Annotated in this window: 28 protein-coding genes and 1 tRNA gene; 19 read left to right on the top strand and 10 right to left on the bottom strand. The window is 57.8% G+C overall.

What is annotated here, in order from left to right; genetic code table 11:
- Positions 1 to 81 precede the first annotated feature (81 nt).
- Positions 82 to 1,128: an alpha/beta fold hydrolase gene (locus tag PHF15_RS06005; RefSeq protein ID WP_300119728.1), complete on the bottom strand. Its 1,047-nt coding sequence runs from the start codon at positions 1,126 to 1,128 to the stop codon at positions 82 to 84.
- A gap of 165 nt (positions 1,129 to 1,293) precedes the next feature.
- Between PHF15_RS06005 and PHF15_RS06000 the strand changes: the two genes are divergently transcribed.
- From PHF15_RS06000 to PHF15_RS05985, 4 genes are all read left to right on the top strand, one after another.
- Positions 1,294 to 1,536 (top strand): DUF6364 family protein, encoded by a 243-nt coding sequence (locus tag PHF15_RS06000; protein ID WP_300119726.1) that lies wholly within the window; start codon positions 1,294 to 1,296, stop codon positions 1,534 to 1,536.
- Positions 1,533 to 1,973 carry a TA system VapC family ribonuclease toxin gene (locus PHF15_RS05995; protein ID WP_300119724.1) on the top strand — a complete coding sequence of 147 codons (441 nt, stop codon included), beginning with the start codon at positions 1,533 to 1,535 and terminating at the stop codon, positions 1,971 to 1,973. Before PHF15_RS06000 ends, PHF15_RS05995 begins: the two co-directional genes overlap by 4 nt.
- Positions 1,970 to 3,319 carry an amino-acid N-acetyltransferase gene (gene argA / locus PHF15_RS05990; protein ID WP_300119722.1) on the top strand — a complete coding sequence of 450 codons (1,350 nt, stop codon included), beginning with the start codon at positions 1,970 to 1,972 and terminating at the stop codon, positions 3,317 to 3,319. The genes PHF15_RS05995 and argA overlap by 4 nt, the downstream gene beginning before the upstream one ends.
- A 91-nt stretch (positions 3,320 to 3,410) precedes the next feature.
- Positions 3,411 to 4,112 (top strand): mobilization protein, encoded by a 702-nt coding sequence (locus PHF15_RS05985; RefSeq protein ID WP_300119720.1) that lies wholly within the window; start codon positions 3,411 to 3,413, stop codon positions 4,110 to 4,112.
- Positions 4,113 to 4,275: 163 nt separating this feature from the next.
- Here the strand turns inward: PHF15_RS05985 and PHF15_RS05980 are convergent, their stop codons facing one another.
- Together PHF15_RS05980 and PHF15_RS05975 are read right to left on the bottom strand one after the other, a co-directional pair.
- Positions 4,276 to 4,785 (bottom strand): disulfide bond formation protein B, encoded by a 510-nt coding sequence (locus PHF15_RS05980; protein WP_300119718.1) that lies wholly within the window; start codon positions 4,783 to 4,785, stop codon positions 4,276 to 4,278.
- Positions 4,786 to 4,799: 14 nt separating this feature from the next.
- Complete coding sequence (locus PHF15_RS05975) at positions 4,800 to 5,030, bottom strand: hypothetical protein (RefSeq protein ID WP_296161316.1); 231 nt, start codon at positions 5,028 to 5,030, stop codon at positions 4,800 to 4,802.
- Positions 5,031 to 5,114: 84 nt separating this feature from the next.
- Here PHF15_RS05975 and PHF15_RS05970 point away from each other — a divergent pair, with 84 nt between their 5' ends.
- Positions 5,115 to 5,387, top strand: a complete 273-nt coding sequence (locus tag PHF15_RS05970; RefSeq protein WP_300119715.1) for an oxidative damage protection protein — start codon at positions 5,115 to 5,117, stop codon at positions 5,385 to 5,387.
- A 9-nt stretch (positions 5,388 to 5,396) separates the two neighbouring features.
- Positions 5,397 to 7,223, top strand: a complete 1,827-nt coding sequence (locus tag PHF15_RS05965) for an FAD-dependent oxidoreductase (RefSeq protein ID WP_300119714.1) — start codon at positions 5,397 to 5,399, stop codon at positions 7,221 to 7,223.
- A 22-nt stretch (positions 7,224 to 7,245) separates the two neighbouring features.
- Here the strand turns inward: PHF15_RS05965 and PHF15_RS05960 are convergent, their stop codons facing one another.
- From PHF15_RS05960 to lptF, 5 genes are all read right to left on the bottom strand, one after another.
- Complete coding sequence (locus PHF15_RS05960) at positions 7,246 to 8,391, bottom strand: pyridoxal phosphate-dependent aminotransferase (protein WP_300119713.1); 1,146 nt, start codon at positions 8,389 to 8,391, stop codon at positions 7,246 to 7,248.
- 120 nt (positions 8,392 to 8,511) lie between these two features.
- A complete protein-coding gene (locus PHF15_RS05955; RefSeq protein WP_300119711.1) occupies positions 8,512 to 9,465 on the bottom strand; it encodes a CysB family HTH-type transcriptional regulator in 954 nt (317 codons plus the stop codon).
- Positions 9,466 to 9,479: 14 nt separating this feature from the next.
- A complete protein-coding gene (locus PHF15_RS05950) occupies positions 9,480 to 9,848 on the bottom strand; it encodes a CbiX/SirB N-terminal domain-containing protein (protein WP_300119710.1) in 369 nt (122 codons plus the stop codon).
- Between the two features lie 48 nt (positions 9,849 to 9,896).
- On the bottom strand, positions 9,897 to 11,003 hold the full coding sequence (gene lptG / locus PHF15_RS05945) for an LPS export ABC transporter permease LptG (RefSeq protein ID WP_300119701.1): 1,107 nt from the start codon (positions 11,001 to 11,003) through the stop codon (positions 9,897 to 9,899).
- Positions 11,000 to 12,112, bottom strand: coding sequence for an LPS export ABC transporter permease LptF (gene lptF, locus PHF15_RS05940; RefSeq protein WP_300119699.1), 1,113 nt, complete (start codon positions 12,110 to 12,112; stop codon positions 11,000 to 11,002). The genes lptG and lptF overlap by 4 nt, the downstream gene beginning before the upstream one ends.
- 24 nt (positions 12,113 to 12,136) lie before the next feature.
- Here lptF and PHF15_RS05935 point away from each other — a divergent pair, with 24 nt between their 5' ends.
- The 4 genes from PHF15_RS05935 to PHF15_RS05920 all read left to right on the top strand — a co-directional run bounded on the left by PHF15_RS05935 (position 12,137) and on the right by PHF15_RS05920 (position 15,716).
- Positions 12,137 to 13,594 carry a leucyl aminopeptidase gene (locus PHF15_RS05935; protein WP_300119697.1) on the top strand — a complete coding sequence of 486 codons (1,458 nt, stop codon included), beginning with the start codon at positions 12,137 to 12,139 and terminating at the stop codon, positions 13,592 to 13,594.
- Positions 13,591 to 14,034 carry a DNA polymerase III subunit chi gene (locus tag PHF15_RS05930; protein WP_300119695.1) on the top strand — a complete coding sequence of 148 codons (444 nt, stop codon included), beginning with the start codon at positions 13,591 to 13,593 and terminating at the stop codon, positions 14,032 to 14,034. Before PHF15_RS05935 ends, PHF15_RS05930 begins: the two co-directional genes overlap by 4 nt.
- A gap of 258 nt (positions 14,035 to 14,292) precedes the next feature.
- The gene (locus PHF15_RS05925; RefSeq protein WP_300119693.1) at positions 14,293 to 15,486 is read left to right on the top strand and encodes a branched-chain amino acid ABC transporter substrate-binding protein; all 1,194 of its coding nucleotides are present in this window, start codon (positions 14,293 to 14,295) and stop codon (positions 15,484 to 15,486) included.
- 140 nt (positions 15,487 to 15,626) lie between these two features.
- Positions 15,627 to 15,716 (top strand) — tRNA-Ser (locus tag PHF15_RS05920).
- A 145-nt stretch (positions 15,717 to 15,861) separates the two neighbouring features.
- Here PHF15_RS05920 and PHF15_RS05915 read toward each other — a convergent pair.
- Positions 15,862 to 16,881 (bottom strand): nucleotidyl transferase AbiEii/AbiGii toxin family protein, encoded by a 1,020-nt coding sequence (locus PHF15_RS05915; protein ID WP_300119691.1) that lies wholly within the window; start codon positions 16,879 to 16,881, stop codon positions 15,862 to 15,864.
- Entirely contained in the window at positions 16,874 to 17,470 is a 597-nt protein-coding gene (locus PHF15_RS05910; protein WP_300119689.1) for a DUF6088 family protein, read from the bottom strand. The genes PHF15_RS05915 and PHF15_RS05910 overlap by 8 nt, the downstream gene beginning before the upstream one ends.
- A 370-nt stretch (positions 17,471 to 17,840) precedes the next feature.
- On the opposite strand from PHF15_RS05910, the gene PHF15_RS05905 reads away from it, so the two are divergent.
- From PHF15_RS05905 to PHF15_RS05865, 9 genes are all read left to right on the top strand, one after another.
- Positions 17,841 to 19,670, top strand: coding sequence for a glutamine--tRNA ligase/YqeY domain fusion protein (locus PHF15_RS05905; RefSeq protein ID WP_300119687.1), 1,830 nt, complete (start codon positions 17,841 to 17,843; stop codon positions 19,668 to 19,670).
- Between the two features lie 4 nt (positions 19,671 to 19,674).
- Positions 19,675 to 19,908 carry a hypothetical protein gene (locus tag PHF15_RS05900; RefSeq protein ID WP_300119685.1) on the top strand — a complete coding sequence of 78 codons (234 nt, stop codon included), beginning with the start codon at positions 19,675 to 19,677 and terminating at the stop codon, positions 19,906 to 19,908.
- A complete protein-coding gene (locus PHF15_RS05895) occupies positions 19,905 to 20,120 on the top strand; it encodes a DUF2283 domain-containing protein (protein WP_300119683.1) in 216 nt (71 codons plus the stop codon). Before PHF15_RS05900 ends, PHF15_RS05895 begins: the two co-directional genes overlap by 4 nt.
- A gap of 41 nt (positions 20,121 to 20,161) precedes the next feature.
- The gene (locus tag PHF15_RS05890; protein WP_300119682.1) at positions 20,162 to 20,776 is read left to right on the top strand and encodes a DUF4276 family protein; all 615 of its coding nucleotides are present in this window, start codon (positions 20,162 to 20,164) and stop codon (positions 20,774 to 20,776) included.
- A 185-nt stretch (positions 20,777 to 20,961) separates the two neighbouring features.
- On the top strand, positions 20,962 to 22,287 hold the full coding sequence (locus PHF15_RS05885) for an AAA family ATPase (RefSeq protein WP_300119681.1): 1,326 nt from the start codon (positions 20,962 to 20,964) through the stop codon (positions 22,285 to 22,287).
- Positions 22,287 to 22,802 carry a hypothetical protein gene (locus PHF15_RS05880; protein ID WP_300119680.1) on the top strand — a complete coding sequence of 172 codons (516 nt, stop codon included), beginning with the start codon at positions 22,287 to 22,289 and terminating at the stop codon, positions 22,800 to 22,802. The genes PHF15_RS05885 and PHF15_RS05880 overlap by 1 nt, the downstream gene beginning before the upstream one ends.
- An 84-nt stretch (positions 22,803 to 22,886) precedes the next feature.
- Positions 22,887 to 23,603: a phospholipase D family protein gene (locus PHF15_RS05875; RefSeq protein WP_300119679.1), complete on the top strand. Its 717-nt coding sequence runs from the start codon at positions 22,887 to 22,889 to the stop codon at positions 23,601 to 23,603.
- A gap of 125 nt (positions 23,604 to 23,728) precedes the next feature.
- Positions 23,729 to 23,971: a DUF4160 domain-containing protein gene (locus PHF15_RS05870; RefSeq protein WP_300119678.1), complete on the top strand. Its 243-nt coding sequence runs from the start codon at positions 23,729 to 23,731 to the stop codon at positions 23,969 to 23,971.
- Positions 23,955 to 24,206 carry a DUF2442 domain-containing protein gene (locus tag PHF15_RS05865; protein WP_300119677.1) on the top strand — a complete coding sequence of 84 codons (252 nt, stop codon included), beginning with the start codon at positions 23,955 to 23,957 and terminating at the stop codon, positions 24,204 to 24,206. The genes PHF15_RS05870 and PHF15_RS05865 overlap by 17 nt, the downstream gene beginning before the upstream one ends.
- The last annotated feature ends 35 nt before the right edge of the window (positions 24,207 to 24,241 follow it).

The following is a 24,241-nucleotide window of genomic DNA, read 5'->3' as shown; positions in this document are numbered from 1 at the left end:
TCCAGCAGCAGGGTTGACGTTCATTCGTACAAAATACCGAGGGCACCTGCGTACTCGCGTCCCCGCACGGGATGAGAACGGTCATGCCTTGAATATCTTCTTCAGGAACTCAATCACCGCCTTGCCCGCCGTCTCTCGCGCCTTGCGGTCGCCCTCAATCGTCGCCCCCTTGTCGGCGCAAAGCTCCCGGTTGATTGCCTGCACCTTGTCCTGCGACAGCACCTCGCCGCTGCGACCATCGCGTGTCTTGAGGTCGACGATGTCGAACTCAAGCGGGCAGCCTTCTTTGGTCTTGGTGTTCGACGGGAGGTTGATTCGCCGGCCGTTGTCCACATCAAACTTGTGGCGAATGCCGGGCAGCACCACAAACTCCGTGGGCGTGCCGGCAGCGGCGATGCGCTGCGCATAACGCTGGCAGTCGCTGAGGTAGGCATAGTCGTCCGCGTCGCCATGCACGAAAAGCATCGGCTCGGGGCTGAATACGCCGGCCTTGGGTGTCACAGACAAAGAGCCGGCGCATCCACCGCTGTACAAAGCCACGTGCGCAGCAAAGCGTAACCCGGCGGGGGCGGCGCCATCGATGATGCGCACTACTCCGCTACGAACTGCCGTGATGCCCCCGCGCGAAAATCCCATGACCGCGATGCGCTTGGGGTCGATGCGTGGATGGCTGGCCAACATTCCCAGCGCGGCGAATGCGTCGGCAGTATCTGCCGCAAACGGTACCTGACTCTGGTCTTCGCCGGTGGACTTGACGCCGCGTGGGCCGAAAACATCGATCACGAGAACCGCAATGCCATGTTCATTGAACAACTTGGCCCAGAAGCTGATCTGCTCGGGATAAATTCCCCCGGAGCCATGTACCAGCACCACGGCCGGCAGCTTCGCATCCGCGGGAGCGTTCGTTGGCAAGACGAGCTCGCCTTGTGCGGTGGCTGCAGGTCGCGGCCGACTCCGCTGGATGAGGTCCATCACCGTCGCAGGTGTGTTCGAACCATAGCTGTAAACACCATTGCCCGGTGCAGCACTGAAATCCGTTACCGGCGTCACGTTTTGTGCAAAGCCCGTAGCGACGAGAAAAAGTGCAGAAATTCCAATGGTCAATTGACGAAACAAACGATTGCCCATGATTTAGCCTCCTGACGAAACAGCCATAACACCGAAATTGATGCGCACTCATTGTGCGCTCAGTGCCAGCTTGCCAGGTCAAAGGACCCTCCCCGCGCAGCGCTTGCTTAGCAGCAATTCGTGCTACACAGGTTCAAGTGCTACACTGAAAACAGGAGGTTCAAAATGTCAAATCTGACCATTTCTGTGGATGACGAGCTGATTCGACAAGCCCGCATCAAGGCCATCGAGCAAGGCACCTCGGTCAGCGCCAAAGTGCGCGAGTTTCTGGCGCAATACGCGCGTGGCACCAACCCGGTTGCCCCAGCCGCCCCGGTCGTTCTGCCGGTGTTTGATGGTGCCACCGGCCTGCAGCAAGGCATTGACCCGCTCAGCAACACATCGCTGTTGCAAGCGGCCGAAGAATGACGCCCGATGTCAATGTGCTGGTGGCTGCGTCTCGCGCCGATCACCCGCACCACGCCACCGCGCTGGCGTGGTTAACCCGGGCCATGACGCATGTCGCCAGCCACGCCGATCTGAAATTGCTGGGGACCGTGGTCGCCAGTTTCCTGCGGCTGGTCACCCACCCGCGCGTTTTTTTGGTGCCCACACCCACACCCCAGGCGGTCGCGTTTATCGATGGCATCCTGGCCAGCCCCGGCGCTGGCATGCTGGTCATGCAAGACGAGTGGCCAAAATTGCGCACGCTCTGTCTGGATCACAATCTGAGCGCCAACGACCTGCCCAATGCCTGGATCGCCGCCAGCGTGCTGCAGCAGCAAGAAGTGCTGGCAACCTTTGACCGTGACTTTATTCGCCTACTGCCTTCCAAACGCCTGCAACTGCTAAAGCCTGCCCTATGAGCTCCATTTTCAACTTCACCTTTGTCCCCTGGTTCCGCTCGGTGGCGCCCTACATCCACAAGTTCCGTCACCAGACCTTTGTGGTGGGCGTCTGCGGCGAGGCGATTGCGGCGGGCAAGTTGCCCAACCTGGCGCAAGACCTGGCGCTGATCCAGAGCATGGGCGTCAAGGTGGTGCTGGTGCATGGTTTTCGGCCGCAGGTGAACGAGCAGCTCAAGGCCAAGGGCCACACGCCGCGCTACTTCCAGGGCATCCGCATTACCGACGAGGTGTCGCTGGACTGCGCCCAGGAAGCCGCCGGCCAGTTGCGCTATGAGATCGAGGCGGCGTTCAGCCAGGGCCTGCCCAACACGCCCATGGCGGGGGCCACGGTGCGAGTCATTTCTGGTAACTTTTTGACCGCGCGCCCGGTCGGCATTGTGGAGGGCGTGGACTTTCAGCACTCGGGCGTGGTGCGCAAGATCGACACCGCGGGCATCATGCGCTCGCTCGACATGGGCGCGCTGGTGCTGATGTCGCCGTTCGGCTTTTCGCCCACCGGCGAGGCATTCAACCTGACCATGGAAGAGGTCGCCACTTCGGTAGCCACTGCGCTGCAAGCCGACAAGCTGATCTTTGTCACCGAAATCCCCGGCATTGCCACCCAGGTAAACCAGCCCGTGAGCGAGGACAACCCCATCGACACCGAGTTGCCGCTGGCGGCGGCCGAAAAGCTGCTGGCCGATTTGCCCGATGCCAACGCGCCGAACGACACGGCGTTTTATTTGCAGCATTGCGTCAAGGCCTGCAAAGGCGGCGTCGAGCGCAGCCACATCATCCCGTTCGCGGTGGACGGCTCGATTTTGCTGGAGGTTTATGTGCACGACGGCATTGGCACCATGGTGGTCGATGAAAAGCTGGAGAGCCTGCGCGAAGCCACGGTGGACGATGTCGGCGGCATTTTGCAATTGATCGAGCCGTTCGAAAAGGATGGCACACTGGTCAAGCGCAGCCGCACCGAAATAGAGCGTGACGTGGGCCTGTACACCGTGATCGAGCACGACGGCGTGATTTTTGCCTGCGCCGCGCTCTACGCCTACCCGGAAGCCCGCACCGGCGAGATGGCCGCGCTCACCGTGTCGCCGCAGGTGCAGGGCCAGGGCGATGGCGAACGCGTGCTCAAGCGCATCGAGCAGCGCGCCAAAGCCGCCGGGCTGGACAGCATTTTTGTGCTGTCCACCCGCACCATGCACTGGTTCCTGCGGCGCGGCTTTGTGCAAGTGGACGCCGACTGGCTGCCCGAAGCGCGCAAACGCAAGTACAACTGGGACCGCAAGAGCCAGGTGCTGGTCAAGAAGATCACCTAAAAGGGTACAGCTGCACCTTTTTGAGCATGACTCTTGCTTGCTCTCAAGTGATCTTCATCGTGCTTCAAACTTTCATACAAACAGGAAAATCATGAGTTCTCTCAATTTCATCGGCGGCGAAAAAGGTGGCGTCGGCAAATCTGTGGTGGCGCGTGTGCTGGCGCAGTACCTGATCGACAAGGACCTGCCCTTCATGGGCTTTGACACCGACCGCTCGCACACCTCGTTTACCCGCTTCTATGCCGATTACGCGGCGCCCGTGCTGGTGGACAGCTACGAGGGGCTGGACCGGGTGGTCAGCGTTTTCGAGAACGCCAATGAAGGCGAGACACCCCGCGTGATCGTCGATCTGGCAGCCCAAACGGCCGCCCCGCTGGCGCGCTGGGTCAAGGACTCCGACCTGCTGGCGTTGCTGGCCGACATGGGCATTGCGGTGAACTTCTGGCATGTGGCCGACGCCGGCAAGGACTCGGTGGATTTGCTCGAACGGCTGCTCGACGCGTACGGCGCCGGTCCGAACTACCTGATTGTCAAGAACATGGGGCGCGGCACCGATTTTTCACAACTTGAGGCATCGCCGGCCATGGCCAGGGCGCTGGCGCTGGGCGCAAAAATCGTCACGCTGGCGCAATTGCACGAAGCCAGCATGCGCAAGATCGACCGCCAGAACGCCAGCTTCTGGGCCGCCATCCACAACCGCTCGGAAGAAGATGCACTGGGACTGCTGGAGCGCCAGCGCGTGAAAAACTGGCTGCGCAAAAGCTACGAGTCGTTTGACAGTCTGCCCATCTGAGACATTGTGGGTCAGACCACTCGCAAGGCGATGTGCTCCGATCCCAACTAACTTGAGACCTTGCGGGTCAGACCACTCGCAAGGCGATGTGCTCCGACCCCAACTAACTTGAGACCTTGCGGGTCAGACCACTCGCGCAGCGATGTGCTCTGACCCCAACCATTTAACGACGCTTGCGCCAAACCATCACGCTGGCCAGCAAGATCACCAGGCTGAAGACGACAAAGGCCCAATTGGCGATGGAGCCGCCCAGAAAGGTCCAGTCAACCGCTGAGCAGTCGCCGCTACCCTTGAAAATCATGGGAATGGCGCGCTGCAGCGGAAAGTTTTCGATCATGCCGTAAAAATCCCGGCCGCAAGTGGCAACCTCAGGCGGATACCACTGCAGCCAGCTTTGCCGCGCCGCCACAAAAGCACCAAAACCCGCTGCCAGCAACAGTGCCAGCGAGCCCCAAAAATGGACGCGCCTGCGGCCGCTCGCGCTGAGCAGGCCGGCCACAATGGCGACCGAGAAAAGGGCATAACGCTGGACGATGCACATTGGGCAGGGCTCCAGCCCCTGGCTGTGCTGCAAGTACAAGCCGAAGGCCAGCATGGCCAGACAGACACCACCTAAAAATGCGAAAACGCGCCGGGGCGCGTTGTCGATCGTCATCAAAAAAACGTTTGGCATGCGGCTAAGGCAGCTTACTTGGACGCTTCGTCAAGGGCTTTGCAAGAAGGTGAACACACGGCCTGTGACTTGCCAAGAATTTTCTTCGAGACCATTTGGGAGCGCGCGCGGTGCTTGCCGCACAGGAAGCACGACATGGTGGCGGCACCAAACGAAGTCGCGGCGGTGAAAGGCGAACCCGACACCTTGGATTTGTAACGCAGGCCATCGGCCACGATTTTGGTTTTGGTATCTGCTTTTGACATAGGTCGGATTTTAACGCAGTGGCGCGCTTTGTGAAAAACCTTGCTACAGTTGCACGTTTTTGACACCATCCTTGAAAGATTGTTATGGCGCGCACTGTGAACTGCATCAAACTGGGTATTGAAGCCGAGGGCCTCGACTTTCCACCCTATCCGGGGGAATTGGGCAAGCGCATATGGCAAAGTGTCAGCAAGCAGGCCTGGGCCGACTGGCTCAAGCACCAGACCATGCTGGTCAATGAAAACCGCCTGAATCTGGCCGACGCACGCGCCCGCCAATACCTGGCACGGCAAATGGAGAACCACTTTTTTGGCGGTGGCGCCGATGCCGCCCAAGGCTTCGTACCACCCAAGGATTAAACCCGCACGATGGCGGTTAGCCCTGAAAAACCGCAGCCAACCCTGAACAAAGACCCTACAAGCGCGTGGCAAGGGCTGGCCTGCTGGCGCATGCTGGACACGCAGTTTGCGCAGGGCGAACGCTTTCTCACAAGTTGGCAGTCCTGGCGTCTGGACCCGCAGCGCCCTCGCCTGCTGCACTATGTGGCGTTTTGCCAGCACCCGGTCAGCCACCAGACTGTGCTGAGCGGTGCTGGCCAGGACCCGGCGCTGAAGCTGTTTGCACATGAGCTTGTCAGCCAATGGTTCGGACTGTTGCCGGGTTTCCACCGTTTTGTGCTGGATCAGGGCCAGGTGGTGCTGACCCTGTGCGTGGGCGAAACCTTGAGCCTGCTGCGCCAGCAACGGTTCGAAGCCGATGCGGTGGCCTTGAGCGCGCCAGTGGACGACGCGGATGCACCTTGGATCTTCAAGGCGCTGGCGCGCTGCTGCCGCCGTGGCACCCGTTTGGTCGCCAATGCGCCAAATCAGCTTGCCCTGTCGAATTTAAGCAGCCATTTGGCGCAATGTGGCTTTGAAATAGAGACCTCTGCCACACCAAACTCAAGCACCGCCCCGGCACTGATCCAAGCCCGCTTCGACCCGCGCTGGCAACTTAAAAATTCCCGGCCCAATGCCGTTGCAAGCGCCTTGCCCGTTGGCACCTGTGCCGTCATTGGCGCCGGCCTGGCCGGGGCCAGTGTGGCGGCAGCGCTGGCGCGGCGCGGCTGGCATGTGACCGTGCTGGATCAGGCCGAGACGCCAGCGGCTGGCGCGTCCGGACTGCCCGTCGGCCTGGTCGTGCCGCATGTCTCGGCGGACGACTGCGCGCTGTCACGGCTGTCGCGCAGCGGTGTGCGCCTGATGCTGCAGCAAGCGCGCAGCCTGCTGGTGGCAGGCCGGGACTGGGCACCCAACGGCGTGCAGGAGCGGCATATTGACGGCAACCCCACCCTGCCGATCCACTGGCGCGATGCCGGACAGGAATGGTCAACCCCGGCGCAAACATCGTTACACAAGGCCGATTGGGCCGAGGGCATCGACACCACGCAGGATGTCTGGCACCCGCACGGTGCCTGGCTCAAACCGGCGCAGCTGGTGCGCGCCTGGCTCAGGCAACCCGGCGTCACGTTCATGGGCAACGCAGCGGTGGCCAGGCTGCATCAAGGCAAAGGCGCATGGGAACTGCTGGATGCGCAGGGCCAGGTGCTGTGCAGCGCCGAGCGCGTGGTGCTGGCCAACGCCTGTGGCGCTGCTACCTTGGTACAGCGTTTGCTGCAGGACGAACCTGAACGTGCTGCCAGTTTGACCCGGGTGCCCGCGATGCAGGGTCTGCGCGGCCTGTTGAGTTGGGCCATGCATGCCGAACCCGAGCCCGCTATCTTTCCACCCTACCCGGTCAACGGTTCTGGGGCGATGGTGCCCCATGTGCCCATGGACGGCAGTTCGGCCTGGTTCATGGGTTCGTCGTACCAAAGCGCCCGTGAAGCCGAACGCAGCGACCAGGACAATCACCTCGGCAACCTGCAGCACCTGCAAGCTTTGCTGCCTGAGCTGGCAAGTCAGTTGCAAACCGCGTTTGAGTCCGGCACGCTCAACGGCTGGAAAAACACCCGCTGCGTGACGGCTGACCGGCTGCCCGCGGTGGGACCACTGGAAACAGGAGACCAGCCTGGTTTGTGGCTTTGCGCTGGTATGGGTTCACGGGGTTTGAGTTTTTCGGTGTTGTGCGCCGAACTGCTGGCCGCGCTCTGGGGCGCTGAACCCTGGCCGCTGGAAGCCGGCCTGGCGCGCAGCCTGAATGCGCTGCGCGGTTGACGGCACGACCAGACAGTCCGGCTCACAGTCGTTGCAATTTGTCCAGCGCCATTTGCAGCGTGGCTGTTTTCTTGGCAAAGCAAAACCGCACCACCTGCTGGTCGAAGCCTGCGCCGTAGAAAGCCGACAGGGGAATGGCTGCCACGCCGATCTCGGCAGTGAGCCACTGGCAGAAATCGGCTTCTTTCAGGTCGTTGATGCGGGAGGTGTCCACACACTGGAAATAGGTGCCTTCACAGGGCAACAGCTTGAACTTGCTGTCTTTCAGGCCGTCCCGGAAAAAGTCGCGCTTTTCCTGGTAAAAATCCGGCAGCTTGAGGTAGGCGTCCTGGTGCGTCATGTACTCGGCCAGGCCGAACTGCACCGGGGTGTTGACGGTGAACACATTGAACTGGTGCACCTTGCGAAACTCCTGGGTAAGTGCCGCCGGTGCCGCCACGTAGCCCACTTTCCAGCCCGTCACGTGGTAAGTTTTGCCGAAGCTCGACACCACGAAGGCGCGTTCCGCCAGGCCTGCAAACATGGCCGCGCTTTGGTGCTTCTGGCCGTCAAACACCATGTGCTCGTACACCTCGTCGCTGATCAACAGCACGTTGGTCGGTGCCAGAAGTGTTTCAAGCTGCCGCATTTCAGCCGCCGTCCAGACCGTTCCGCTCGGGTTGTGCGGCGAGTTGACGATGATGGCGCGCGTTTTGGACGTGATGGCGGCGGCTATTCTTGCAAAGTCGGGGCGAAACGTGCCGGGCGTCAGGGGCACGCGCACCGGCACACCACCGGCGAGCTCGATGTTGGGCACATAACTGTCGTAGCAGGGCTCCAGCACAATCACCTCGTCGCCCGGATGCACGACGGCCAGAATGATGGTGAGGATCGCTTGCGTGGCGCCCGCGGTGATGGTGATCTCGGTGGCGGCGCTGTAGGAACGGTTGTAGAGCGCAGCGATCTTGGCCGCCACGGCCTCGCGCAGCACCGGCACACCGGGCATCGGCGGGTACTGGTTCTTGCCCTGCTGCATGGCGTGGGTGACGGCCTCCACCAACCTGGGGTCGCAGTCGAAGTCCGGGAAACCCTGACCCAGGTTGACCGCATTTTTTTCCACCGCCAGGGCCGACATGACGGTAAAGATGGTGGTGCCGACGTTGGGCAGCTTGGTTTTGAGCGTGATCATTTTTAATCAGTTGAGGACAGAGCAAATTTGCTTCGCAAATCTTGGTCTGTCCCGCAAGGTTCTAATATGTTGAGGACAGAGCAAATTTGCTTCGCAAATCTTGGTCTGTCCCGCAAAGTTTCACAATTCATAGTCGTTAACGTGTCCCGTCATGGCGCGGGCGACCAGGGTGCGGTTGAGCCGGGAGCTCAGCAGTTCGGCAAATTGATAGACAAAATTGCGCAGGTAGGCGCCGCGCTTGAAAGCGACGCGCGCCACATTCTGGCCAAACAACTGGCCCGCAGGCCGGATCACCAGTTCATTGTTGGCGCCGCCTTCGGCCACGTCGCGCACCGACATTTCGGCGGCAATGCCCACCCCCAGGCCCAGCTTGACGTAGGTCTTGATCACGTCCGAGTCAATGGCTTCGAGCGCAATGCGGGGTGCGAGCTTGCGCGTGGCAAAGGCGTGGTCGATCTTGGTGCGGCCGGTGTAAGACGGGTGGTAGGTGATCAGCGGCTCGTTGGCAATGTCTTCCAGCGTCAGGTGCGCCTTGCTGCACAGCGGGTGGCCGGCGGGCAGCACCAACACATGCTGCCACTCGTAGCACGGCAGGGTCACCAGCTCGTCATAGCCATCCAGTGACTCGGTGGCGATGCCGATCTCGGCCACTTCGTCGATCAGCATCTGCGCCACCTGGTCGGGCGAGCCCTGGTGCAGGCTGACGTTGACCTTGGGGTAGGCCAGGCGCAGTTTGGCCACCGGTTCGGGCAGCACATAGCGCGCCTGGGTGTGGGTGGTGGCAATCGACAGGGTGCCGCTGTCCTGCGAACTGAACTCATCGCCAATGCGCTTGAGGTTGGTGACTTCACGCATGATCAGTTCAATGCTCTTGAGCACTTGCAGACCGGGCTCGGTGACGCGCTTCAGGCGTTTGCCATGGCGCGCAAAGATCTCGATGCCAAGCTCTTCTTCGAGCTCGATGATGGCCTTGGACACGCCCGGCTGTGAGGTGTGCAGCGCCTTGGCGGCCTCGGTCAAATTGAGGTTGCGCCGGACGGCTTCCTGGACAAAACGGAATTGATGCAGGTTCATGGCACTGCCAGACTTTAAAAAGTGGCAGCCGGCAAGGCAATCTGCGCCAGCAACTCGACCACACGGGCGTCTTCGCCGACCGACGGTTGCAACACGAAACCAACCTGCGGGTAGTCACGCTGGAGTTGCTCGACCAGCACCGGCAGGTCTTCCCGGGCATGGCGGCCGACGCCCAGAAACATGGGCACGATGGTGATGCCCTGAACGCCCAGCGCCACCAATTCGGCAGTGGTGCTTGCCAGGTCTGGCGCCGTGATTTCAAGAAATGCACAGCGCACACAGCACTGCGGCTGAATCGCAAGCATGCGCTGCGCCACGGTGTCGATGGGAACGCGCCAAACAGGGTCGCGCGAGCCATGACCGAAAAGAATGGTTGCCTGCATAAGAGCCTGACTTTCAAGAATAGGGTTGATACGTCAAACGGCTGCGCCTCATCGCCGGAGCACCAGCCAGCCGAAAGCCGACAGCGACAACGCCGTATAAATCAGGCCCGGCAAGGCGGCAGCCAGCCAGGGTTGCCAATTTTGCAGCGTGCCGATGTAGCCAAAAACGTTGTTGAGCAAAAAGAAACTGATGCCCGCCAGCACACCGCCGAACACATAGGTGGTGATGCTGCCGGAGCGGAAATGCAAATAGGCAAACGGCAAGGCCAGCACCACCATGACCAGGCAACTCAAGGGGTAAAAAACCTTGCGCCAGAATTCGATTTCGTAGCGCTGCGCGTCTTGGGCGTTGCTCTGCAAATGCTGGATGTACTGAAACAAATCAAGGGCGCGCATGCGCTCGGGTTTGAGCAGGGCGGCCGACACCATTTCTGCGCTGAGGCGATTGGGCCAGCGCAACGAGTCCCACTGCAGATGATCGATGCGGGCTGTGGCGGCACCCTCGACCGGGAACTCGGTGCGCCTGACCTGCTGCAACTGCCAGCTTTCGTCGTCAGACGCCGAGGCCGATTGGGCTTGCGTGACCGACTGCAAGGAGCCCCGGTTGTCAAATTCGAAAACACGGATGTCGTGCATCACGCCATCGGATGCCAGTTCACCCACATTGACAGCATACTGGCCATCAGCCTGTTTTTCCTTGAGCCAGGCGCCAGTCTGGCCCACCGTGATGCGCCCGGTGTAGCGGGCCTTGAGCAACTGGGCGGCGCGGTCGGCCACCGGCGACAGGTAGTCTCCGAGCGCAAAGGTCAGCATGACAAAACCCAGCCCCAGGATCAGCAACGCCCGCAGCGCGCGCCACGGATCAAGCCCGCTGGTGCGCAGAATTGTGAATTCAGAGCTCTGGGCCAGCCGCGCCATGACAAAAATAGTGCCGATCAGGACGGCAATCGGGGTGAGTTCATAAAGGTGGCTGGGAATGAGCAGGGCCACATAGACAAGCGCGTGCGCCAGGTTGTAGCCGGTGGCGGTGTGCCGCCCTACCGCCTGGATTTCTTCGACCAGATCAAAAAAGAAAAACAGCGACAAGAACCCCAGCGTGACAAAAGCCACCGCCACAAGCACTTCGCCATAGATCAGCCGGCGAATGGTTCTCATGCGGCAGCCACCTTGGAGCGCCAGCGCGACAGGCTGAACAGCTCGCGCCATTGCAGGTTGAGATGGTGTTTCGCGAGCATCAGCAGGGCCAGCACAAAAACGCTGCCGTGCAGGCCCAGCATCAATTGGACAAAGCTGAACTTGCCGGTGGCAATCATGTTTTGGCCCAGTCCGAGCAGGTTGTAATAAAAGACGAAGGTAAACAAGGCAAACACCAGATTGGTGCTTCGGGCCACGCGCGGGTTCACGCTTGACACCGAAACCGCAATGAGCACAAAGTTGAACGAGATCAGAATCAGGCCCAGCCGCCACGACAATTCGGCCCAATGAGCGGGCGACGGGTTGTCCAGCAATGCGGCAGTGGTGCGGGTGTTCACCGGCACAAAATTCATGACTTCGAGGGCGTCCTGGCCGATCTGGATGCCGTATTGTTCAAAGTTGCTGACCTTGATTTCGGCCGAATCCTTGGCGCGCTCCAGGCGCTGGCCCTTGTCGAGCATCAAAAAACGCCCGGTCGGCAGCGTTTCGACGCGACCGCTGCGCGCGGAAGTCACGGTTTCCTTGCCCTCTTCGGTGGTGACCACAAAGACATTGGCACCGCCTTGCGCCGCCGACACCTCCTTGTCAATAAAAAAGACCCGCTTGCCGTCGGCAGATTCCTGAAACTGGCCGGGCTCGACGCGCTCCAGATCACCGCGCTGCTCATATTGGTTCTTCAGCTCTTCGATGCGCAAATTGGTCCAGGGCAGGATCACCAAAGCCAAACCGGCGACCACCGCAAACACCGGCCAGGCAAAGCGCAGTAGCGGCCAAACCACGGCAGACAGCCCCTGGCCGCTGGACAACCAGATCACCATTTCGCTGTCGCGGTACATGCGCGACAAGGTTGAAATGATGGCAATGAACAGGCCCAGAGTCAGCAGCGTGGGCATGTAGGCCAGCACAATGTAGCCCATCACCAGCATCACGTCTGACGGATTGAAACTACCGCGCGATGCCATTCCCAGGGTGCGGATCAGGGTCATGGTCATGACCACCGTGACCAGCACGATCAGGGTCGCGCCAAAACTGCGCGACAGCTCTTTGCGTAGGGATGAATGGAATAACATTACGGCACTTTGAAAGGCTGAATTATGAACTTTGAACTGCTGACTTTGGACCTGGCAACGGCTGGCCATGAAAAATGCAATGTTTTGCTGATGTTGCTGCCTGCCAGCTTTAAACCCGGCCAAAATCCGCTGTCCACCCTGATCGGCAAGGCGCTCAAGTCGGGCGACCTGGCAGACAAGCCCGCCAGCCTGCTCGACATCTACCGCCCCGCCGGGCTGGCTTGCGACCGACTGGTATTGGTGCAGCTGGGTGATGCCAAGACCGGCAACATTCGCAAGGGCGTGCAAGCGGCCATCGCCCTGATCAAACCCGCCAAACCCAAACACATCACCCTGTGCTTTGCCCAGGCCCCGGACGGCCAGGCGCTCCATGTGGCCATGACCACGCTGGCCGAAGCCAGTTATGTCTATGCCACCACTTTAAGCAAAGCCGAAGCGCGCACCATCAGCCATGTCAGGGTCGGCGTGCCAGACCGCGCCGCGCTGGCCGCCCCGTTTGCCCAGACCGTGGCTGCCGTGCGCGGCATCGAACTGGCCAAGGAATGGGCCAATCGCCCGGCCAACCATGCCACGCCCAGTCATCTGGCCCGTGCGGCACAAGCCTTGGCCAAATCCCCCCGCATCAAATGCGAGGTGTTGAACCTCAAGGATGTCCATAAACTGGGCATGGGGGCCTTCATGGCGGTGGCGCAAGGTTCTGCCGAGCCCCTCAAATTCATTGAACTGCACTACAAGGGCGCTGGCAAGAATCAGCCGCCGGTGGTGCTGGTTGGCAAAGGCATCACCTTTGACAGCGGCGGCATTTCCATCAAGCCCGCCGCAGAGATGGATGAAATGAAGTACGACATGTGCGGTGCCGCCAGCGTGCTGGGCGTGTTCAAGGCGCTGGCCGAACTGCAACCCGCCATCAATGTCATCGGCCTGATTCCGTCTTGCGAAAACCTGCCCAGCAGCCGCGCCGTGAAGCCGGGCGACGTGATCACCAGCATGAGCGGCCAGACCATCGAAATCCTCAACACCGACGCCGAGGGCCGGCTGGTGCTGTGCGATGCCCTGACCTATGCCGAGCGCTTCAAGCCGCTGGCCGTGCTCGACATTGCCACGCTCACCGGTGCCTGCGTGATTGCGCTGGGCGGCGTGCGCAGCGGCTTTTTCTCGGCCGATGACGCCATGATGGCGGCAATCGCCAAAGCCAGCGAGTCGTCGCAAGACCTGTGCTGGCCCATGCCGCTCGATGACGATTACGCCGAAGGCCTGAAAACCAGCTTTGCCGATGTCGCCAACGTGGCGGGCCGCCCCGGGGGTTCGATCACCGCGGCCAAATTTCTGCAACGCTTTGCCAGCAAATATCCGTGGGGGCATCTGGACATTGCCGGCACCGGCTGGAAAAGCGGCAGCGCCAAGGGCGCCAAGGGCGCCACGGGCCGTCCGGTGGGCTTGCTGTTGCACTATGTGCTGTCCTTTCAAGCCAGCGCCGCATGATGCCAGTGACCAACGTTGAGTTTCATACCCACACGCCTGACCGGCTGCTGTACGCGTGCCGCCTGTTGCGCAAAGCAGCCGCCAGCGCTGCGCAAATATTGGTGACAGCCGATGTGGACACACTGGACCAGCTCGACCGGCAGCTTTGGGCTTTTTCCAGCACTGATTTTGTGCCCCACTGCTTTCAGGACGCTCCTTCGCAGGTGCTTGACAACAGCCCCATCGTGCTGACCCCAAGCCTGCCCGCCAACGCCGCACAAACCATCTTGCTGAACCTGGGTTCAGAGGTTCCCGCTGGTTTTGAGCAGTTTGCCCGCGTCATTGAAATCGTCAGCGAAGATGCCAACGACAAACGCCAGGCGCGCGGCCGCTGGAAGCATTACGCCGGTTCGGGATGCCATTTGAGCAGCCACGACTTTCAAGCCAAGGCTGCGTCTTGAGCACACCGGCGCACAACGCTGGCACAACAATTGCGAGAATTCACTGGGCGGACGCAAAGTGATATGGCGTCGCTGGCAAGGCAAGCCGTGCGTGACGCATTGGCGCCCCAAAACCGATCCGAATCCGCCCAAGTGCCTGCAAAAAACTGAAATATATGCACCAAATGAGTAACTTCCCTATGGTGCAGCCCCTCAAAGTAAGCTATCGTGCACCGCTAGAATTTACTTCTACAACTTTTCTTTTTAACTGGAGTTTTTATGCGCATTAAAAGTACCCTGACCCTGATCGCTGCCGCAACTTTGCTGGTGGCTTGTGGCAAAAAAGAAGAAGCCGCACCGGCTCCTGCTGCCGCGCCTGCACCCGCACCAGCACCCGCTGGCAATGTTGTCAAGATTGGTCACGTTGGTCCTACCAGCGGCGCCATCGCCCACCTGGGCAAAGACAACGAAAACGGCGCCCGCATGGCCATTGACGAGCTCAATGCCAAAGGTGTCATGCTGGGTGGTCAAAAGGTCACTTTCGAACTGCTGGCTGAAGACGATGCCGCTGATCCCAAGCAAGGCACTGCTGTTGCGCAAAAACTGGTCGATGCCAAGGTTGCTGGCGTGGTCGGCCACCTGAACTCAGGCACCACCATTCCTGCCTCCAAGATTTACAGCGACGCGGGCATTCCCCAAATCTCGCCCTCTTCGACCAATCCAAAATACACCCGTCAAGGCTTCAAGACCACTTTCCGTATGGTGGCTGACGACACCCAATTGGGCGGCACGCTGGGCAAATACGCTGTTGCGACGCTCAAGGGCAAATCCATTGCCGTGATCGACGACCGTACCGCCTACGGCCAGGGCGTTGCCGAAGAGTTTGCCAAAGCAGTTGAAGCTGCCGGCGGCAAAGTGGTCGCCAAAGAGTTCACCACCGACAAGGCAACTGACTTCACCTCCATCCTGACCACCATCAAGGCCAAGAAACCCGATGTGGTGTTCTTCGGCGGCATGGACGCGGTGGCCGGCCCGATGATGAAACAAATGAAGGCTCTGGCCATGAAACCCAAGTTCATGGGCGGCGACGGCATCTGCCCCACCGAACTGGTCAAGCTTGGTGGCGACGCCATTGCCGACAACCAGGTCTATTGTGCTGAAGCCGGTGGCGTCGATGGCGAAGCCAAGGTGGGCATGGACGAGTTCAAGGTCAAGTACCAGGCCAAGTTCAACACCGACGTCAAGCTCTATGCTCCTTATGTCTATGACGCGGTGAACGTCATGGTGGCCGCCATGGTCAAGGCTGACTCGGCTGATCCTGCAAAATACCTCCCCATCATGGCGGCAACGGCCGATTTCAAGGGCGTATCCGGCCCCGTCTCTTTTGATGAAAAAGGCGACATCAAAAACGGTGCCTTGACGCTGAAGACCGTTCGCGGCGGCAAACTGGAAACCCTGGCTGTGATCCGCTAAGCCAAAAGCAAACCCGGTGCTGACGCCTTGTGGTGTCAGCCTGCCAAGGAAGCAAGCCAGCCGGTTTGCTTCCTTTTTTTATGGCTGATGCCCTGCGTCGAATGAAAGCCGCGGCTCGGGCAGGTAGAATGCGCAGCTCTGGAGCGGTGGATGAGTGGTTTAAGTCACACGCCTGGAAAGCGTGCGGGGAGTTAAATCCCCCGGGGGTTCGAATCCCCCCTGCTCCGCCAGATAGTTTAGAAAATCCCTTGTAATTTAATGAGTTACGAGGGATTTTTTTTCATCAAGTGGCTTTATCCGTCAGTGGGCTTGCTCGTTGGTGCATCAGTTGCCCATTGTTCACCGTGCACTTTGCCTTCGATCTCTCGCATTGATTCATGCGGGCTTGTTCGCCATTGCCTCAATGGCCGCACAGACTTCAAGCAAGCTGTCAAAGTCAGGCTGATTGACCGGCAGAAGACCGTCTTCGAGCATCGCGTGATAGTCATCTGCCAGCGCGGTCCGCGACGCGCCTTGTGGAATCAATTGCAAAGCGCCAGATGTCGCCTTGAAGTAATCGATCCTCTTGCCTGCTGCATCTTTTTCCGAAAAGAACATGGTCTTGTGCTCGGCAACCTGGTTGGCCAAGACACGGTCTTGCGCCGCTCGGGCCAGCAGCGGCGACTGGGCAAACGCAGCCAGATCGTACCAGTGGCGTGAATAGCGCTGGCCACGCAAACGCCCCTGCAGACAGTAGACGTGCGCCGCCGTGGCCTTTTCCCAGAAGGTACGCTCAGCCTTCATCACACGGGGAGTAGCGCTGGGAAACGCTACTTCGCTGATCACCTCTGCAATGTCGCAGCCGATCTTCTGGATCTGGTGGGGTTCCCCCGTTGCGCGTGCGCCAAATTCAAGCAACACATTCGCCGCCGCATACCCGGTGCCGGTCTTGATCGCCGGGTAGGTCAGCACCAATTTGTCCTGTGCTTCGCCAGACATCGTCAACTCGGCATTCTGGCCTGTCTGCCTCAATCCATTCTGCAAAACCGGGACCACCGTCTCGGCGATCCACTCAGGCAGGCGAGTACGAACGGCCGAGCTGACCTTCTTTTCCTGGCTGGCTGTTAGCGGGATGGGGTTTCCATCCCGCAAAAGATCGGGTACCAGCGCCAGGATGTCGTAGGTGAGGTCGATGTCTTCGGAGAAGCGGTCAATCAGTTTGTAGGCTTTCGAAAGCGATGTGCCACCCTTGAAGGTCAATGCCGCACCCAGCGGTGATCGATAAAGTGTGTCCAGAGTCCACACCACCCAGATGTCCTTTTCCAACAAATGCCCAGGTCTGCCAATTTTGCTGGCGGCCACTTCGAGCGCCTCACCCTGATCGCTGCGGCTGAGCTTGAACCAGGACTCAGGCATGGTCCATCACTTCGCTGACGGCCCGTGCCATCCATCCAGGAAGTATTGACCGTGACGCACGCAGGGCTTGCCACTCTTCAGCCGGAATCTGGTTGCCAAGCAGCTTCAATGAGGCCGCCGCCTGTTCTGGCCCCAGCCATGACAGCGCCCTGATGACGCGCCCCGCAGGCCGCTTGCCCAATGCCAGCTGCCAGCGCTGACCGTGCTTGAGCTCGATCATCCGCTTGCCCAGATGCAACTTCCGTGCAGGTCCAGAGGTAAGGAATACCTCGCGGGTCGGCACCTGAGTTGTCAAGCCCAAAGCGTTGGCCTCGGCAGCACCGTGACTCACCACCACTTCGCCACAGGCGGACTCGATAGCTTCAATTACTGTCTCTGTGGAGGGGGGGCGAATGCCAAAACGCCCGGCAACCGGGTGTGTGTAAGCACCACGCCCAACGCGCATGAGTTGTCCCTCCCTGGCGAGGCGGGAAAACGTTTGGTCTACCGCCGCGCGGCTGGCCAGGTGCAGGAATTCTTTGGGCGAGAGCAGGCCGCCCTCAGGTAGAGCCTTAGCGGCAGAGATGATGGATGTGGTCAGGATGCTCATGGGTATGCTCTTTTTGTCAGAAGTATATGTATATTTCTGACATTTTGCCAGAAAATTTTCCTGAACGATTCGAATGCGCTTCGGGGGCACCTCGGGCCGATGAAGCTGCAGGTATACCGTCACCCTGAACCGCTCGCTAGCGCTTGGGGCCATTCGGACAACGATCGCTCTCGCAAGACCCGCAGCCCGGCAGCCGAGCCCGTCACACGTACGCGCGTTCACACTTGCGACACACCCGCATGGGCTATCCGCCGTCGTAAATGAAAGTAGCGTACCAGCCTGGAAAGCGTGCGGGGAGTTAAATCCCCCGGGGGTTCGAATCCCCCTGCTCCGCCAGATAGTTGGTACTCATGCGCCTAAAATCAGGCGCATGAGTCACCCCGCAAACACACCCAACAAGCCAGTTGCCAGCGCAGTGGCCGCCGACGTCGTCAAACCCAGCAATTTTTTGCGCCAGATCATTGAATCCGACCTGGCCAATGGCACCTATGCCAGCCGCTGTTGGGGTGGCAGCCCGGGCGATGCGGCGCACCATGCGGCCGGCCAGCCCGACCCCGCCAAAATCCGCACCCGCTTTCCACCCGAACCCAATGGCTACCTGCACGTTGGCCACGCCAAAAGCATCTGCCTGAACTTTGGCCTGGCACGCGACTATGGCGGCGTGTGCCACCTGCGCTTTGACGACACCAACCCCGAAAAAGAAGACACCGAGTACGTCAACAGCATCATCGACTCGGTGAAATGGCTCGGCTTTGACTGGAACGGCGCCCCCAATGCCGCGCCCTACCAGGCCAGCGACTACTTCGACTTCATGTACCGCGCCGCCGAGTACCTGATCGAAGCCGGCCACGCCTATGTGGACGAGCAAACGGCCGAGCAAATGCGCGTGAACCGGGGCGACTTTGGCAAGCCCGGCATCGACAGCCCTTTCCGCAGCCGCACCCCTGCCGACAATCTGGCGCGTTTCAGGCAAATGCGCGATGGGCTGTATGAAGACGGTGCCATGGTGCTGCGCGCCAAAATCGACATGGCCAGCCCCAACATCAACATGCGCGACCCGGCCATCTACCGCATCCGCCGCGCCACGCACCACAACACCGGCGACAAATGGTGCATCTACCCGATGTACACCTATGCGCACCCGATCGAAGACGCGCTGGAGCAGATCACCCACAGCATCTGCACGCTCGAATTTGAAGACCAGCGCCCGTTTTACGACTGGCTGATGACGCGCTTGATCGAAGGCGGCCTGCTGGCCAGCCCGCCGCCCAAGCAATACGAGTTTGCCCGACTGAACCTCACCTATGTGATAACCAGCAAACGCAAGCTGGCGCAACTGGTGTACGACCATAAGGTAAGTGGCTGGGACGACCCGCGCATGCCAACCATCGTCGGCCTGCGCCGCCGCGGCTACACCCCTGCAGCGTTGCAACTGTTTGCCGAACGCATCGGCGTGACAAAGAGCGACAGCTGGATCGACTATTCCACACTGGAAGGCTGCCTGCGCGAAGATCTGGAACTCAAGGCCCACCGCGGCATGGCCGTGCTGAACCCGGTGAAGCTGGTGCTGACGAATTGGGACGAGGTGATGGGCGCCGGCCACCTGGAACCCTGCAGCCAGCCTGCCCTGCCGCACCCGCCGGAAGGCACTGAGCCACCACCCGCGCGCCACTTCACCATCGGCAAAGAGGTCTGGATCGACCGCGAAGATTTTGAAGAAGTGCCGCCCAAGGGCTACAAGCGCCTCTTCCCCGGCAACAAAGTGCGCCTCAAAGGCGGCTACGTCATTGAGTGCACCGGCTGTACCAAGGATGCAAACGGTGTCATCACCGAAGTGCATGCCACCGTGGTGCCCGACACCAAGAGCGGCACCCCAGGCAGCGAAACCGTCAAGGTCAAAGCCGCCATCACCTGGGTTGGCGTGGCAGACGGCGTGAACGCCGAGGTGCGCCTGTACGACCGCCTGTTCAGCGACGCGCAACCGGATGCGGGCGGCAAAGACTTCTTGGAAAGTCTGAACCCGAACAGCTTGAAGGTGGTCTCGGCGATTGTTGAGCCGTCACTGGCGAATGCGCTGCCGGGGCAGAACTTCCAGTTTGAGCGGCATGGGTACTTTGTGGCGGATCGTATTGACCACGTGCAAGGGGCCAAGCCGGTGTTTAATTTGGCGGTGGGGTTGCGGGATGGGTGGGGGAAATAAGGCCATGGAAACCACCAACTACTTTCGCAACGATGTCATGATCAAGCGGCCTTACATCAAGGCAGAGTGGTTGGAATTGGCATTAGCCAGACCGGTGCAGCGCGAAGTCCAGGATGACGATGGCCGCATCCGGCACTGGGTGTGGATTGAAGAGCTTGGCCGCCATCTGCGTGTGGTCACCCTTGAAGATGGCACAACCGTGCACAATGCGTTTCCAGACCGGAGGTTTACACCATGAAAATTTCTTACGACAAGGCAACTGACTCGCTCTACATCCACTTGGCTGATCGGGCCTCAGTGGACTCTGATGAGGTGAACGACGGCGTGGTGCTTGACTTTGATGCCAATGGCGCACTGGTCGGCATTGACGTGCAGCATGCCAGTGAGCGTGCGGACCTGAATAAGCTTTCTCTATCGAAGTTGCCGTTTGGGGAATTGCTGGCCGCTTGAACGTAGACTCTTTGTAGCAAATCAGGCAAATTTCGGCAACCATGACCCATTCCGTTTCGGCCAAACTGATGGGCAACGCCAGACTGCGGGAGAAACGGGGCGGCGTGAAACCCTGGCCAGCGGTCAGAGACGACATTGCTCGCCACCTCATGCATGACAAAGGCTGCCATTCAACCACCATGGTTGACTACTACGCGCTGCCCCAAACCGGTCAAAAAGCATGGCCTGGTCGCGCCGCTGCCAACGAATGCGCCCACGACGACAAAGCCCGCACCGTGCAAGATGCCGCCCTGGAAGACCTTGCCCAGCACCTGGGCGTGGCCAAACAAGAGCTGCGCTTCATCCCCTATGTGGTCATGCATGAATTTGAAGCCCTGCTGTTCAGCGACTGTGCATCGTTTGCCGAGGGCATTGGCCGAAAAGAGCTGGGTGGTGAGTTTCAAAAAATACGGGATCAGTTTGCTACGCCCGAGGAAATCAATGATTCTCCACATACAGCGCCGTCCAAGCGCGTCGAAAAGCTCGTTCCGGGGTATCAGAAGCCGTTTTTGGGGAACCTGGCGGCTTTGGAGATTGGGTTGAGTCGAATGAGGACTGAATGCCCCCGGTTTGGGCTTTGGGTGGCGGGGCTTGAGTCAATTGCGGAGGCTGCTTGATTTGGAGAGAGCGCTTGAACCTTTATAGTCTGAAGGTTGCCACCGAGATTATGAAATCGTCACTGGCGAATGTGCTGACGGGTCAGAACTTCCGCTTTGAGCTTCAGAGGTTCTTTGTCGCGGATCGGGTGGATCACGTTCAACGAGCCAAGCCAATGTTTAATGACAAGCAAATAAGGTAAAAAATGCCAGGATTAGCAGTAAAAAACTTTCGTGGCTTTGACCGCGCAATCATTCCATTCACAAAGACAAATTTTTTTGTCGGTGAAAACAGTACGGGTAAAAGTAGTGTGCTGGCATTGCTCGAAATACTTTCGAGTCCAAACTTTTATTTCAATCAAGAGCTTGCTTCTGAATACTGTGACTTTTCAGCATATGACGATGCTATATCTGCACGAAATCCAAATGGAAAATTATCCATTGGATACTTTAGATTGAACTACAATTTAACAAAAAAAGGAATCATTGATTCATTGGCTTTTCAATTCTTCAATGATGACGGTATTGCAGGAATTCAATCACTAGCCTACATCTCAAACGGATACCTAATACAAGTAATTTTGAAAAAAACACTTTTGCAATATAAAGTATATAGAGCAAAATTGGAAGATAGAAAAGCCCCCATTTCAACCATATCAGATTTACTAGATAATGACACATCAAAAATGCAAGGAGAATCTGTTGAATCTGGTACTTATGAATACAAAGAACTACCATTGCCATCACCACTCATCACAGCGTTAAACATATTGGCACTTAAGGGCATAAGAAGCGGCGAGAAGGATCCACTAGTAAAAACCAGAATTAATCCAGCTCTGTTTGTAAACTCAACATGGATCGCTCCAATTAGAGCAGAGGCTCAGGTAATCAACACAAAAAATAAAGCATCTTACTCACCCAAGGGAGAGCATATACCAACCATAATTCGGAGAGCATTTGGCAGCAAAGCACAAGCACAACTAACAAAAAAATTACTTGACGTTATACCCATATTTGGCGAAAAATCTCACTTATTCGAAACCATTGGAGTGCGTGAATATGGCAATAGCCCATCATCACCTTTCGAAATAGAAGTCCGATTTGGTGGAGCCAATCATCGCGTATCAAATTTAGGATATGGCGTATCACAATCATTGCCAATCTTGTTAGAAATTGCTTCTTCTTCAAATTTTGACTCGTTTATTATTCAACAGCCTGAAGTTCACTTACATCCCAGAGCTCAAGCAGCCTTTGGCGATTTTTTCTTTGAAATGGTTAAAGATCGGGATCACTCTCTATTCGTTGAAACTCATAGTGATTTCTTAATTGATCGATACCGTCTTCGAATGAATGGGATGCGCCGAAAGGTAGCCAGTCAAGCACAAGTTATTTTTTTTAGTCAAAAAGAAAATAATTCAAACCATGCTGAACCAATTAGAATTAGACCAGATGGTAGTTATCCAGAAAATTTACCACAAAAATTTAAAGATTTTTTCCTAAAAGAAGAACTTCAACTTTTAGCTATTCGATAATGTGCATTATCATCGACACAAATACCCTTTCGAAGGTCTTTAAGACTACTGACAAGAAACATTCAGAATTTAAACCAGTGCTTGACTGGATTAAAGATGGGAATGGTAAGATTATTGTAGGTGGAACCACCTTTAATAATGAAATACTAGTCAAAGTTCAATGGTTTGTGAAAGCCTATCAGTTACTTAGGCAATGTGGAAAAGTTGTTGAGATTGACATGCGAAAAGTTGACAAACAGGAGGCATGGCTGAAGAAGCAAATCACGGACGATGACTTTGATGATCCCCACATTGTTGCCCTGATTGGAATTTCTGGTTGCAAGCTTGTATGCACAGGTGACGCTCGATCCTTTCCATATATTCAAAATAAAAAACTTTATCCAAAAGGAAAGGTTCCACCGTCAATCTATACAAAGGCCTCGAATAAGCAGTTACTCTGCGACAGTAATTTGGCACCATGTTGTTTGCCAAAATTAAAGTTATCAAAAACAACGAAACAGACTCTTACTGTCTAAGCGACTTACCCATAGGATTATTTTGGTGGTAATTTAAAATTAATAGATGATAAAAAGCATGACGATAAGGGGAAACTCAATCAAATGGCCAAATTCCTAACCACCACCGGCACCAACTACCACCTCGAAGAGTTGATCAAAGGCGCATCAGACCGCCTGATCCTGATCAGCCCCTTCCTCAAGCTCAACGACCGCATGAAAGAGTTGCTGGCCGACAAAAACCGGCTGAAGATCGACGTGCGCATCGTCTACGGCAAAAGCGAATTGCAGCCGCAAGAGATTGAATGGCTGCGCGGCCTGACCTACATCCGCACCAGCTTCTGCAAAAACCTGCATGCCAAGTGCTACATGAATGAAGAACTGTGCATCATCACCAGCCTGAATCTGTATGAGTTCAGCCAGGTCAACAACAACGAGATGGGCATCCTGATCCAGCGCAGCGAAGACAGCCAGCTCTACAAAGATGCCTATGAAGAGGCACAGCGCATCATCCGCATCAGTGATGAAGTACGCATTTCGCTGGAGCGTGTCACCAGCGCACCCGAGGCGACCATCCGGGAAGATGACAAGGCGGCGGACAGTGCCCATGCAGAAGACAAACTGACCTCTTCCAAGATCGGGCAAAAGCTGGGTTTGAAGACGGCGCAGTTTCTGGATCGAGCCACCGAACAAGGCTTCTTGCTGTTCGACGGTGAAAAGTACACCGTGAGCCCCAAGGGTGAACAAGTCGGCGTGGAGTTTGTCGCCAAGTCCCGCTTTGGCCCCTACTTTTTGTGGCCACAGGATTTTTGCCTGGGTTGATGGATGGAATTGACCAGCTGCATTATTTATAGCTGCTTGCGCTTATCGAATAAGCACTAGAGGCATATTTGTCATATAAATTCACCCTACTGAACGAAGACCAGTCAAGCTGAACCATCACCACCATGCCCGTCGTCTTCCGCTACAAGTCATTCCGGTTTTTCTTCTATTCCAACGAAGGAATTCCCCGTGAATCCATGCACATTCATGTCCGTAGCGCTGACGGCGAGGCCAAATTTTGGTTGACTCCCACCATCTATCTGGCAGACAGTGACGGTTTTGATGCACGCACATTGCGCGAACTGCTCGGCATCGTCACCGCCAACAAGGAACTCATCGAAAGGAGCTGGAATGAACACTTCGCCTAAAGCCGTGCGCTTCGACGACGACAACCTGTGGGTCAGTCTGGCCGATGGCCGCACCATCGCCGCGCCGCTCGCCTGGTTTCCTCGCCTGCTGCAGGCCACCCCGGCGCAACGTGCGCAAGTTGAGCTGAGCAAAGGCGGGCTACATTGGGATGCACTGGATGAAGATATTTCCGTAGCTGGCCTGCTGGCAGGTCAACCCGACTTGTCACGGCGCGGTGTTCATTTGGCTGCGTAATGCCTCGTGCAAGTAGTCCCAAAGGCCCGGAAGGC

The sequence above is a fragment of the Rhodoferax sp. genome (genome assembly GCF_028689295.1).
Taxonomy (GTDB): domain Bacteria; phylum Pseudomonadota; class Gammaproteobacteria; order Burkholderiales; family Burkholderiaceae_C; genus Rhodoferax.
The sequence above is the reverse complement of the archived record's forward strand: the minus strand, read 5'-3'. Positions and strand labels throughout refer to the sequence as shown.